The organism is Psychrobacillus sp. FSL K6-1464, from assembly GCF_038003145.1.
In the GTDB taxonomy this organism is placed as follows: Bacteria; Bacillota; Bacilli; order Bacillales_A; family Planococcaceae; genus Psychrobacillus; species Psychrobacillus psychrotolerans.
Genome location: NZ_JBBOOP010000002.1, coordinates 414,671 through 428,299 on the forward strand (window position 1 = coordinate 414,671; position 13,629 = coordinate 428,299).

Annotated in this window: 8 protein-coding genes; all 8 read left to right on the plus strand. The window is 38.7% G+C overall.

Features of this window, described 5'->3' with window-relative positions:
- Positions 1-120 precede the first annotated feature (120 nt).
- On the plus strand, positions 121-3,945 hold the full coding sequence (locus MKX39_RS22185) for a hypothetical protein (RefSeq protein WP_340772026.1): 3,825 nt from the start codon (positions 121-123) through the stop codon (positions 3,943-3,945).
- A gap of 213 nt (positions 3,946-4,158) precedes the next feature.
- On the plus strand, positions 4,159-4,359 hold the full coding sequence (locus tag MKX39_RS22190; RefSeq protein WP_340765606.1) for a hypothetical protein: 201 nt from the start codon (positions 4,159-4,161) through the stop codon (positions 4,357-4,359).
- 362 nt (positions 4,360-4,721) lie between these two features.
- The gene (gene ligA, locus MKX39_RS22195) at positions 4,722-6,704 is read left to right on the plus strand and encodes an NAD-dependent DNA ligase LigA (protein WP_340772029.1); all 1,983 of its coding nucleotides are present in this window, start codon (positions 4,722-4,724) and stop codon (positions 6,702-6,704) included.
- A gap of 221 nt (positions 6,705-6,925) precedes the next feature.
- Positions 6,926-7,252, plus strand: coding sequence for a hypothetical protein (locus MKX39_RS22200; RefSeq protein ID WP_340765610.1), 327 nt, complete (start codon positions 6,926-6,928; stop codon positions 7,250-7,252).
- On the plus strand, positions 7,242-7,421 hold the full coding sequence (locus MKX39_RS22205; RefSeq protein WP_340765612.1) for a hypothetical protein: 180 nt from the start codon (positions 7,242-7,244) through the stop codon (positions 7,419-7,421). The genes MKX39_RS22200 and MKX39_RS22205 overlap by 11 nt, the downstream gene beginning before the upstream one ends.
- Before the next feature lie 67 nt (positions 7,422-7,488).
- Entirely contained in the window at positions 7,489-8,118 is a 630-nt protein-coding gene (locus MKX39_RS22210; protein WP_340765613.1) for a YfbR-like 5'-deoxynucleotidase, read from the plus strand.
- A 104-nt stretch (positions 8,119-8,222) separates the two neighbouring features.
- Positions 8,223-11,510, plus strand: a complete 3,288-nt coding sequence (locus MKX39_RS22215; RefSeq protein ID WP_340772031.1) for a leucine-rich repeat protein — start codon at positions 8,223-8,225, stop codon at positions 11,508-11,510.
- Between the two features lie 338 nt (positions 11,511-11,848).
- Positions 11,849-13,629 (plus strand): RCC1 domain-containing protein (locus MKX39_RS22220; protein WP_445678056.1); only part of this gene is annotated, 1,781 nt, incomplete at its 3' end.

The window sequence follows — 13,629 nt, forward strand, 5'->3', positions numbered from 1 at the left end:
CGACAAAGCTCTCCTTAGGAGGGCTTTTTATTGTTCGGCAGGGTTAGAAACTAAATACTGAATTTTGTATAAAGAGTAGCATATCATGTTGTATCAAAGATAAGGGAGAGATGAATAAAAATGAAATTGAAACAGAATTTCTTACGCATACCTAGAAATGTTTTATCAGTAACCGCTTTAACTTTTTTAATACTACAACCATTTAGTCAACCAATTGCTTTGGCTAGTGAGCTATCAGAAAAGAGCTTAACAAGTCAATCAAGCGAAAACTCACCATCAGCAAACTCTGTAAATATTACATGGGATGATAGCAATCGTTTTGACGGGACAGGTTTGTTTGATGGTGGGGATGGGAGTTATGAAAACCCATACCAAATAGCCAATAGGGAGCAGTTAGAAAAGATTCAATTGGATAAGAGCGGTAATACGCACTACAAATTAACTAAAGATATTGAACTGAACGGTAAAAACTGGACACCTATAGAAGAGTTTGGAGGCTCTATCGATGGAGGAGGTCACGTAGTCAAAGGGATGACTATTAATAGTAATGAGAAGTATGTAGGTTTTATTTCAATGGTTCATTCAAAAGGACAAATTGAAATTAAAAATATTGAATTTGTCGATGTGAATGTAAGCGGTAACTACACCAAAAATGATGAAGAACTCAACTTTCAATACGGTGGCGTAGCAGCTCTTATTGGTGGGTCTATAGAAGATACTGACCAATTAAACAAAGTGGATATACAAAATGTTGTTGTTTCAGGAGAAATTAGCGGGACAGATGCATACGTGTCTGGTGTAACTAGTATTACTGACGCACAATTGGAAATGTCGGATGTACGTGTTGTAGCTAATATAGATTCAGTGGAGGGTGAAGCTGCAGGTTTTGCCACTCAAAATGGTGACCAAGGTTCATTTGTCAAGATGGAACGGATGTCTTTTGAAGGAAACGTGACTGCTTCAAATTATGCAAGCGGTGGATTCTATGGTCATGTAGATGATATATATGCAGAGGAAATCCGAATAAAGGGGAAAATTGAGGGGCGTTACACTTCTGGATTTGTTTTCCATTCACCTAATGTGGAAATGAAAGATGTGATTGTAGAAGGTGAAGTAATAGGTACTGTTGAGTCCTCGGGTGTTTTGCATGCTTCTTATGAAAACCTAAATGTAGAAGATATTCACATGAAAGGTTTGGTCAAGAGTGAAGAAAGAGCAGCGGGAGTAATTGGTTCGGTCCATGGAAGTAGCGAGGATTGGATAAATATTAAGAATGTATCTATGACAGGAGATGTGCAAGGAAAAACAGAAGCTTCTGGACTTATTCACGCAGTGCATAATAAAGGGATAATTCAAGACCTATCTTTTGAAGGAAATGTAAGCTCTGATGATGTTGCCTCTGGTTTAATAGGACAAATTTATAATACAGTCAATGCTCAAAACTTAAAGGTAAAAGGTAACGTAACTTCGAAAAATAATGCTACTGGCATCATTTATGCCGTACATGGCGAAGGAACGTATCAAGATGTGGCATTTGATGGGAAAGTAGAGGCCGATACAAGGGCTTCTGGATTGATTGGTTCTACTTATGATGAAACGGCGGAATTAAAGAATATTAAGGTAAAGGGCGAGATTATTTCTAATGATATTGCATCTGGAGTTATTTCACATTTAGAGTCAGTAGTTTCAGATGTAGAACTAGATGTAAAAGTGATTGGCACGAATAATGCATCGGGCGTATCCCATTTCATTTTTGAAGGAGAAATTTCGAATGTTACTGGAACTGTGCATGCAGAAGGGAAAAATGCAGGGGGAGTGACTTATCAATCATTTGCACCCATTAGAAATGTTAATTTAAACGCAACAATTGTAGGTGGCGAATATGTGGGCGGCATTACTGCAGAAAACTATAGCAAAATTTCCGAAATAAGTGGGAACTATACTCTTAAGTCTATTGGATTAATAGGTAACAATAGAGATGTACGAGTAGGCGGAGTAGCAGGATTTAATACTTCAGAAATAAAAGATGTACAAGATTTTGAAGTGTCAATAGAGGCAAACTCCACTGAGGAAGAATCTACTCCTGGTTCTGGAGGAATTGCTGGGTGGAGCCACGGAAATATTGAAAATGTCGAAGTTAAATCAAATATAGTTGCAGCGGGTTCTGTTGGAGGAATCGTTGGTTTTAACACTGGTCCTATTCAAGACCTTTACGTTTTAGAAGGATCTACTATTAAGGTGAATGGTCCTGCTGGTAAAGAAGCTGGATATTCACAGGCGGGTGGAATAGCCGGATTTACAGTTGCACCAGTTTCCTATGCTTCCACATTCGCAGATATAGAGGGACTGGACGAAGTAGGTGGGATTGTTGGTAAAAGTACAAGTACGATAAGCAATGTACACAATTATGGAAAAGTTAAAGGAGAATCTAGTGTTGGAGGGGTCGTTGGATTACTCGATGCTACATTAGAATACAGCTACTCAGCAGGAGAATTAATATCCTCTGGGAAATCGGGAGGGTTGGTTGGAGTAATCGGTGAAGAAGGAATTGTTAAGAACTCACTCGTACTGCTCGATAAAGTTGAAAATGTAGAACAATTATTTATAGGTAAACTTCTAGATCGGGATGGAAATTATAGCGAAGCGATAGCAAACATGGAAAATGTACAAACATGGGACCAAATAATGCCTGCTAGCTTTACAAATAGTGAGACGAAGAAGCTAAGCTTAGAAACTAGCTTAACAAAAGCTCCATATGAAGCCGTTGGTTTTGATTTTGACAGTGGACTATGGAAGATAGATGAAGGCTCTACGTTGCCTTATTTGCATCATAAAATTGTGCGTAACAAAGAACAAGTACCTGGGGAGTCTTGCCCAGATGTAAAATCTATTGAAACCTACTTGAAAGTGGCAGAAATGCTGAAACGAGATCCGCATATTACCACAGCTTTAGTGAAGATTAATGAACTTCCTGAATGTAAAGAGAAGGAAGTATATCTGAAGCGTATGGAAGCGATCTTCGAGTGGATTGCCGAAAGAGATTATAAACTTTTCCTTGAGATAGTCGGTAAAAATATCGATTGGGCAGGCAGTTTTGAGCGTGAGCCTTACTTGAGTGCTTCTTCAGAAGTGGAAAAGTTACGTGAAGGAGAACAAAAAGATGAATTACAGAAAGAACTAGATGAGATTTATAAAAACATGACTGAAAAAGAGATTCAAGCAGCAATTAAAAATGCAGAATCACAAGTAGTTAATGCAGAACGATACAAACGTGATCCATATTTTGCACGGGCTCAAGAAGCACTGGAGAAAGTTCCTCCGAGCGATATCAAGACAGCGTTGTCTGCGAGACTAGAACTATTATTAAATGCCGAATTAGAAAAAATAGATGCAGGCAAGCTTAAGTTGGCAGTAGATGCAGTGACAAAAGCAGAATCTGCAGGTGATGTTGGCATGATTGCAGAAGCTCGTATTCTAGTAGAGGCATTAAAAGACGAGGATTCAAAAGTTGCATTATTAGAGCGTCTAAGTGCTATTAAAGTGTCAGAAGCAATGCAGTTCGCATATGACTTAAAAGTAGAAGTAGAGGCAATTGCTGATATCGAAACAAAAGCGAAGTTCCAAGAGGCAATTAAAATGATTGAACTAGCTAAAGAACGACAAACTGCAACGAATTTGACCAAGGCAAGCAAAAGTATAGAAGCTCTTAGTGCTTATGCTGAGACACATGGAAAACTGATAGAAAAGCTGTCGACATTCTTCTCTAACACACAAGAAGAATTGGAAATAAAAAAACAGATTGATGCAGCAGAAAAAACAGTTCAACTTGCGGAGAAATACCAACGGGCTACTTACTACACGAAAGCTCAGGTAGCAATCGATGAATTACCAGACGGGTCAGCCAAAACGAATCTCCAAGCAAGACTGGATGCTGTTCGGAACTAAACAAAGTAAATTCACTCCCTCGGGAGTGAATCCTTCATGTTTTGTTCGTCGACATTCAATCAATGAGATAGCATCATTTGGAATACTTGTGTGTATAATGTCCCAAAAGCAGAAGTAGTTCAGAATTCATGGTAGCGAACTCACTTAATCATTTCAACAATCCGTGAAAATTAGAAATGCTCTGCGATCATAGAGACGAAAGGAGGATTATTCATGAAAAAAGTCTTACAGACATTACGAGCAAAAGGTGGATTTATTTCATTTGAGACGGTTGTGGTGGCCGCTTTAATGATAGGGCTTGGAGTATTTGCAATCACGTCATTAATAGACGGTACGGTACCAGTGGTGAATGGCATGATTGATGAACATATCATCCCGTTTTTCTTCATCATCGAGAATCCAGGGATGATTTAATAGCAAAGGACCTGAACTTCTGGGTCCTTTATTTATTGGAAAAATAAACTTTTATTGTAATGCACACAACTTGCATATATTGAAATGTATATGAGATTAAACAGGTGCAGATGTGACTGCTACAAAAAAGGAGGAAGTAAGGATGAAAATATTGAAAAATGATAGGACGATACATCCCTAGACCGAAACCAGAAATGATGCAAAAATAAACCGACAAAGCTGTAAGTTGACCACTCTCTCAAAGGGTGGTCTTTCTTATGCCCAAAACCTTCATTATGAATTAGGCACTTCTCGCATATACTGAAAGGTATCAGATTAAACAGGTGCGGACTTGTCTGCGACTAAAAAAGGAGATTGATTAGATGACAACAGTTAAAGTAAACACGGTGGAAGAACAATTAAAAGGGTTAAGAGAAGAAATTATCCAACATGACCGACTATACGAACAGAATAGTCCAGTGATCACGGATTCAGAGTACGATCGACTATATCTTCAATTAGTGGAGTTAGAAGATGCAAACCCGGAGCTATCCGACTCAGAATCTCCTACGAATAAGATTCATGCAGTAGTGGTGGATGGTTTGAAAAAGGTAACGCATTCAAGTCCGATGTTATCCCAAGAAAAGATAACTGATGCTGCAGGTATTCGAAAGTTTGTCGGTAGAGGGCAAGGTAAAGTTTTAGCACAGCATAAAATGGATGGACTAACCATTGTCGTTAAATACAACAACGGTAGATTAGAGCAAGCAGTGAGTAGAGGCACAGGCCTGATTGGTGAAGATTTGACACACACAATCTCTACAATCAAAAATGTACCAAAAGTAATCTCGTTCACTTCCCAACTAGAAGTTCGAATGGAAGTCATAATCCCTTACGCCGAGTTTGAACGCATTAATACAGATGGGAAGTATTCCAATCCGCGAAATTTAGCATCTGGAACGGTTCGTCAATTAGACAGCAGTGTAGCTGCAAGTCGAGCTTTGAAAGGTATCGCTTTTGATTTAGTGTATGTAGATGGCCTGGATTTCGAAACAGATACAGAGCAGTTAGCATTCTTGAAAGAGAACGGTTTCGAGTTAGTCGAAACATTTGAATTTGATGCTGATGAAGTGGAAAAAATCGTAGAGTTTAGTGAAGCATACGGGGAAAAAGAACGTGGAACACTTCCATTCATGATTGATGGATTGGTATTGAAGTTTGATACGCTAGCCATTCGTGAAACATTAGGAAGTGCATCTAAGTATCCAAAGTGGGCATGTGCCTACAAATTCTCCTCTTTAGATGCAACGACTACACTACGGGAGATATTGTTCCAAGTAGGCAAAACAGGACAGATTACTCCAGTTGCGGTTTTTGACGAAGTAGATATTGATTCTGTTCGTATTACTCGAGCAACACTTCATAACTTCCGAAACATCCGAGATAAAGATATCCGAATTGGTGATCGAATCATTGTGCAGCGAGCAAATGATGTAATTCCACAAGTAGTTCAGAGTATTCATTCAGAGCGAAGTGGCTCAGAGATTGCAGTTGTTCATCCAGAAGCATGTCCAGCATGTGGGATTCCAACGAAATTCAATGGAGAAAATCTGTATTGTACAAATGCATGGTGCGAGCCGGTAGTAGAAGGAAAACTAGAGCATTTTGTCAGCAGAGAGGCTATGAATATAGACGGGCTTGGAGATAAGACGATTGCAGAACTTCACAGACAAGGGTTCATCAATCTAATTCCAGATATATATGACCTTCATGAGAAAGGCGAAGGCATTGTGACTTTAGAGGGATTTGGTAAAAAGAAATTTGATAAGATGGTTAAAGGAATAGAAGCGTCGAAGTCTAATAGTTTTCATCAGGTTCTATATGCTTTCTCGATTCCTAATATCGGTCGAACGGCATCTCGCACATTAGCGAAACATTTTGATTCAGTACCAGCATTGATTGAAGCTTCTAAAGGCAGTTCTCTAAAGGAGACATTACTTGCTATTCCTGATTTTGGAGAGACGATGGCAAATAGCCTTATCGAGTTTCTTTGTTCAGAAGCGAACCGAGAGATGATAGAGGAATTGTCCATGGCAGGGCTATTGATGAAGAGCGACTATGTCGCACCGAAGACAGACACGGCAATCACCGAAAAAACGTTTGTCATTACGGGTGCTTTATCGAAAGGACGTAATGAATTCAAGGCGGAGATTGAAGGATTAGGAGGCAAAGTGAACGGTTCTGTTTCGAAAAAGACCGACTATCTCCTTATGGGTCCTGATGCGGAAGGTTCTTCGAAGCACAAAAAGGCGGTTGAACTGGGCGTAACGATCCTAAGCGAGGAAGAATATAGCAGTATGGTATAGAAATAGAAAGATGGAGGTATCTAGAAATAGAAGAGTTACTTTCAATAAATATAGAATACTGGGTAAAACATGGAGCTACCAAAGGTTTTGCCTGATTATATTTACACAAGACGTCCTTCTTGGGCGTCTTTTTCTTATCGTTTGGAAAGCAACTGCATAGAATAGGCAGAACAGATTAAAAAGGAGCAGCTTGACTGCATTTTAATAAGGAGATGGTCTACTTGACTATAGAAAAAATACTTGCTCTTCATGGTGTCAAGAGAATGCCAAGGGTAATGTTGGAAAACGTTCGAAGCGTGGAAGAATACTGGTTAACAAAAGCAGAAGAAGGTAAAGCTTTAGAGGTGTTAGAAAAACCCTGTTCTGACTGTGCGGTAACCTGTAACTTTTATACACCAATGTGTGACGAGTTACTAGAACAACCATTGAATGTACAGAACGGAGCGTTAGAACGATGGTTTTGTCATAATCATCTGGACAAAGCATGTCGTGGAGCTAAAAATTATGTGGAGATGAAACGGAAAAAGGCGGTGACCAATGATGTCTAAAGCTTATATTCGTTTCGTGAAAATGATTGTCCGAGTCTATGAAAATATATCAGATGAATTGATTGTATCGAAGATGACTAGACAAATTGCAGAAGAAAGCAATGTTCAACGTCAAACAGTTAGGTACAGAGAGATTGAAAGCGAGATCAGACAAGTGGTTAAAGGATAAGAAAACTACAGGGATCCTGCATACGAAGTTATGCAGGTATTAAAAAGGGAAAGCGGAGGAATTAATAATGGGAATTCATACATTTTTCACATCACTAAATGATTTGGAGCGTATTGTACGTTGTCCAGGACGTTACAAATTTGAGGAACACAATGTAGCAGCACATTCTTGGAAAGTCAGTCAATATGCAATGTTCTTTGGAACTATTGAAGAGCGTAGTAGCAAAGTGATTGACTGGAAGATATTGTACGAAAGAACGATCAATCATGACTTCGGGGAAGTTTTCATCGGTGACATAAAAACACCTGTGAAACATGCGTCACCAGAGCTTCGTAAAATGATTAACGAAGTAGAAGAAAAAATGGTAGCAAACTTCATAGAATCAGAGATTCCAGAAGAGTTTCGCGAGGTATTTGCAGGCCGAATGAAAGAAGGTAAAGATGGAACTACCGAGGGCTTGCTTTTGGAATTAGCAGACAAGTTAGATCAGCTCTATGAATCTTTTGCAGAGTTAAAGCGTGGTAATACAGACCAAGAGTTTGTATCAATGTATCAAAACGCACTGAAACGAATCTTAGAGATTCCGTTAACAGAGAGCGTTAAATATTTCAAAGAAGTCATTTTGATGGACATGATCGGGGAAGAAACAACGATTGATGTGCGAGCATTGACAGAAAAAGTATTAGAGACTGCCTAAGGGTAGTCTTTTTTTTGTTCTTCTATTTTATGAAGATATCAGAATAATACATAGGCTATTGCATACTCTAAATAGAGTTTTAAAAAAAATACAGGAGGAAAAAAATGCAAAATAAAAACATGAGAAAATCAAGTGAAAAAATGGTTAAGGGGGTATTGGCACTTTCTTTAATACTATCCGGCTCTATATCTACAGGTCTAATAGGTGTCGATAAGTTAGCTTATGCTGCAGAAATGTCTTCTTTAAAAGAAAACCCTGTTACAGATTTCAAGTATACGACACATTCTGGTACAAAAGAAGTTACGATAACCGACTACTTAGGTGTAGGTACCGATGTAGTAATTCCTGCTTATATTCAAGGTAACCCGGTTGCCTATATCGGCAATTCTGCATTCAAAGGTAACAATCTGAAATCTGTAATTCTTCCAGAAGGAATTAAGACAATTGCTTCAAATGCATTTCAAAATAATTTGTTGACGAGCGTAAATTTGCCAAACAAATTAACAAAAATTGAACTTAATGCTTTCGAAAATAATCAGCTAGAAACCATTTTACTACCATCTTCATTAACGACACTAGGAAATTATGTGTTTAAGAATAATAAGTTGAAATCAGTCGATATTCCTAATTCTATAATATCAATGGGTCTAGAAGTTTTTAGTAATAATAAAATTACTAATGTAACATTTAAGAAAGATGTGAAATATGGGAGTGGGACATTTCTAAACAATAATATTAAATCAGTATCTTTTGAAGATGGTGTAACAACAATTGGCAATTCAATGTTTGAAAAAAACCAAATAACCTCTGTAGATATTCCTGCATCTGTGCGAACAATAGGAAGTCGTACGTTTAGTGAGAATCTGCTAACTAAAGTAAAGCTGCCTGAAGGAGTTACGAGCATAGGGAGTTCCTCATTTAATATGAATCAGATCAGAGAATTTCATGTTCCTTCTACTGTTTCTACTTTCTTAGTAAGCGTATTGGCTTTAAATGCAACAGTACCAGCTGACGTAAAAGTTTATGGTTACGAAAATCCAACATATGCAAAAAGCTGGGCAACTAAAGATAAACACACTTGGGTATCCTTAGGGGAATCATATGTGCCAGATGCTCCTGAAATTTCGGCTAATTTTAATTATACGATAGCAAATGGAGAAGTCACGATAACAGAATACACGGGTCTGGTGAAAAATGTATGGATTCCAGATATGATTGAAGGTTTGCCTGTTGTTCATATAGGAAATTCAGCTTTTAAGCGTATTCAATTAACAGGTGTAACACTACCTTCTACCTTGAAAACAATTGGTTCTGATGCATTTTCTTATAACCTATTAACCTCAGTGAAATTGCCAGAAAAAATTGTAAGCGTAGATCAAAGAGCATTCCAAAATAACCTAATTCATTCCGTCAATTTTCCCGAGAGTCTTAAAAAGCTAGGGGATCATTCTTTTGGTGGAAATGCAATTACAGAAGTGAAATTAACCACAAAGATGACTGAATTAGGGGTTTCAGTATTTAGTGCAAATAACATAACTAAAGTTGAAATAGAAGAGGGTGTTACAAGAATACCTTCTTCTACCTTTACTGGCAACAAGCTCTCGGAGATTACTTTACCCTCATCTTTGAAAACTATAGAATACATGGCATTTAATAATAACTTGCTATCAGTTGTCAAAATTCCAGACAATGTGAATGAAATAGGCTCCATGGCATTTGGCAATAATGATATTCATTCCATAACAATGCCTTATTCTTTAACGAGTGTATTGAGTACATCCATATTACAAGCGAATAGTGTCAGCGTTTCGAACGTAACAGTGTATGGGCACGACACACCGGAATTTGCAAAGAACTGGGCAAATACCATCGGATATAAATTTGTGTCTTTAGGAACCTATGTTGATTGGAAATCAGTAACAGATTCCGTAGTTAAGGCTGAAAATACTAAGTTGCAAGTTGATGTAACAATGGCAAGCACACTTGTTAATACATTGCCATCTGGAGCAGAAAAAACAAACTTGTTGAATCGATTAAGCGTGATTCAAAAAGCAATTGATGACGCAATAGCGTTAGCCAACCAAATAGCAATAGCAACAGCTTCTGTCATGAAAGCAGAAGACTCTAAAGCACAAGTAGATGTAACTTCGGCCCGTACGCTTGTCAATGCACTTTCAAATGACAGCGTGAAAACAAGCTTAATTTCACGATTGGACACAGTGCAAGCAGAAATTAATTTAACAGCTGAAATTGCCACAGCGACTACATCCGTAGTCAAAGCAGAAGGCTCTAAATTACAAACAGATGTAGATAGATCTCGTTTACTTGTGAACAATCTTTCATCTGGAGCAGAGAAAACAAGCTTAACGAATCGATTGAATATGGTGCAGAAAGCAATTGATGATGCGAAAGCACTTGCAGAGCAAATTGCAACAGCGGCAGTTTCAGTTGAAAAAGCAGAGGAGTCGAAGCTACAAGCAGATATAGATGCTGCACGATCTTTAGTTATAGCATTGCCGTCTGTCTCCGAGAAAAATGCTTTAACAGTAAGATTAGACTCGATAGTTGTTACATCTGATGGGGCGGAACTAGTAAAAGAAGCACAAGATACAGTAGACAAGTTAAATGACGAGTCGACAAAAGAGCAAATCGCCACAGCAAAAGAATTAGTAGCTAAATTGCCTGACAGTTCAACTAAAATGGAGTTAAGTGACCGTATCACGAGCATCGAGTTGAACATAAAAGCAATTAATGCAGTAGTTCAAGCAGAAAAAATGCAAACGAACTACAACATCACGCTTGCGGAAAAATCCATCAATCAGTTATCTGATGGACCGCTTAAAACAGAACTCTCTGAACGTATCGAGCAATTGAAGTTGACATTAGAGGCCGAGAGCAAAGTGAAATCCGCGGAGCTGACGAAAAGTGATTCTGACATTATGAATGCTTTGGACAGCATTAACAAGCTGAAAGATTCTCCAAAGAAAACGGGACTTTTGAACCGTATAAAAGTCATCCAAGATGCACTTGCAGCGGAAGTAGAAGAAGCACTATTAGAAGAAGCAACAACTCTTGTGGTTTTGGCAGAGCAACATAAACGTGATCCGTATTTAACCAGTGCGAAAGATTTCGTTGCTAAGTTACAAGACGGAGCAGACAAAACAGCTCTAGAAATAAGACTCCAAGTAATAATAGAAGCAGTTCCAACAACGCCACAGGATCCTGCATTGGATCCAGCTCTTCTAAAAGCTGCAGAGCAACAAGTTACATTTGCAGAACGTTACAAGCGTGACCCGTACTTAACACGTGCACAGGAAGCTATAGACAAACTTCCATCGAGTGAAGCGAAAACGGCTTTCCAAGAAAGATTGAATTTCCTCCTCAATGGGTAGTGGTAGTTGATAATGCCAGTAGCTCAAGCGGTGAAATATAAACGACGTAAAGCATTGAAAAACGGGGGAAGTTCTTTTCTGAATTTGAATGTGAAGCTATTAGGAGAGTAGTAGAGAAAAAAATTGTTTTAATAAAAAAAACTAAAGACTGCCTAATGGCGGTCTTTTTATATCTGGAAAAATCTTCGGTAATATCCGTGAAAAAAAACTAATTTATTTAGTGAGTAGTTCTACAACCCATTTCTTCTATTGGCATTGATTTAAAGCTATTCTTATAAATTTATAGTTAGTACATATAATAGCGGGTCATTAAAAAAAACGTTGGAGGAAAATAGAAAATGATTAATGAGAAAAATAAGCTATATAAAGCAAGAAATGTAATGTCTAGTTCCTTAGTCAAAACAGCATTAGCAGCATCGTTGTTGTTGTCAGGAATGACAGGTGTTGTGGGTCCCATTGAATCAAGTAGTGGGATATTTGGGGAAAATTTCTTGATTACACAGGCAGAGGCTGCTGAAGTGTCCTATAGTAATTGGATTACAGGAAGCGGCCAACATTCGCTCATATTGAAAGCGGACGGAACTGTTTGGACTGCGGGCAGAAACAACTATGGAGCACTTGGAAATGGAATTGGTAATAACAATCTAGGAGAGCGTGAATTTAAAAAGGTTTCTGGAATAGACGATGTTTCATTTGTTGCCGCTGGAGAAAGTTTTAATCTCGTTATTAAAAAAGATGGAACGGTTTGGTCATGGGGATACAATTCGTTTGGACAGCTTGGAGATGGGACGAGTAGTGGTACAAACTCTAAGGGAACTCCGGTGCCCGTGGTTGGTATAGATAATGTTGTTGGGGTAGATGGTGGTAATCTTCATTCACTTGCTGTAAAAAAAGACGGAACAGTATGGGCATGGGGAAACAATGGCAACAGTCAGTTAGGAGATGGAACCACTACTAATAGATCGACTCCAGTACAGGTTCCAGGTTTAACAGATGTTATTCAAGTAAAAGCTTCTGACAGTTTCTCGCTGGCGTTAAAAAAAGACGGGACAGTATGGGCGTGGGGCAATAATCGATATGGATTTTTAGGAGATGGGACTACTACAAATAGAAAAGTTCCTGTACAAGTCACAGGATTAACGGATATAAAATCAATTGATACCACTTTCAATCATTCATTAGCTTTGAAGTCTGACGGAACTGTGTGGGTATGGGGATTAAATAATGAAGGACAGCTAGGGAATGGAATAGTTACAAATGGTTCAACTCCAAATAGTAGACCATTTCAAGTTCCAGGTTTGACAAACATAAAAGAAATCATGGCTCAAAACCTACGTTCTTTTGCCCTAAAAAATGATGGAACTTTATGGGGGTGGGGAAACAATATGAACGGTGAGCTTGGTGATGGAACCAAAGTTTTACAAAAGACACCTGTTCAGACTATAGGGATTGGCAAGATACATTCTATGGGAGGAGGAGACCGTCACACATTTGTGATTACGGAAGATTTAAGGACTTATACGTGGGGCTACAATAGCTATGGGCAACTAGGAATAGGTACTGCTTCTTCTGTGCAGTCGCCAACCTTTATAGACATCTATTTAGATGAATCAGTTAAATTAAATGAAGATATAGCAATAGCTACAGCTTCTGTCGCAAAAGCAGAAGGCTCGAAGTTGCAAGCAGATGTAGATGCCTCTAGTTTACTTGTAAACCTATTACCAGATAGTACAGAGAAGACGAACTTAACGAATCGTTTGAACGTTGTGCAAAAAGCAATCGATGATGCGAAGGCTTTAGCGGTTCAGGTCGAAACGGCAACGACTGCAGTGGTGAAAGCAGAAGGTTCTAAGTTGCAAGCAGACGTAACAGCGGCTCGCACGTTAGTAAACGCACTTCCAACTGGCACCGAAAAGACTAGCTTGACGAATCGGTTGAACGTTGTGCAAAAAGCAATCGATGATGCGAAGGCTTTAGCGGTTCAGGTCGAAACGGCAACGACTGCAGTGGTGAAAGCAGAAGGTTCTAAGTTGCAAGCAGACGTAACAGCGGCTCGCACGTTAGTAAACGCACTTCCAACTGGCACCGAAAAGACTAGCTTGACGAATCGGTTGAACGT

Coding starts and splice junctions, on each gene's coding strand:
- ligA (WP_340772029.1), top strand. CDS start 4,722: ATGACAACAGTTAAAGTAAACACGGTGGAAGAACAATTAAAAGGGTTA.
- MKX39_RS22210 (WP_340765613.1), top strand. CDS start 7,489: ATGGGAATTCATACATTTTTCACATCACTAAATGATTTGGAGCGTATT.
- MKX39_RS22205 (WP_340765612.1), top strand. CDS start 7,242: ATGATGTCTAAAGCTTATATTCGTTTCGTGAAAATGATTGTCCGAGTC.
- MKX39_RS22215 (WP_340772031.1), top strand. CDS start 8,223: ATGCAAAATAAAAACATGAGAAAATCAAGTGAAAAAATGGTTAAGGGG.
- MKX39_RS22190 (WP_340765606.1), top strand. CDS start 4,159: ATGAAAAAAGTCTTACAGACATTACGAGCAAAAGGTGGATTTATTTCA.
- MKX39_RS22185 (WP_340772026.1), top strand. CDS start 121: ATGAAATTGAAACAGAATTTCTTACGCATACCTAGAAATGTTTTATCA.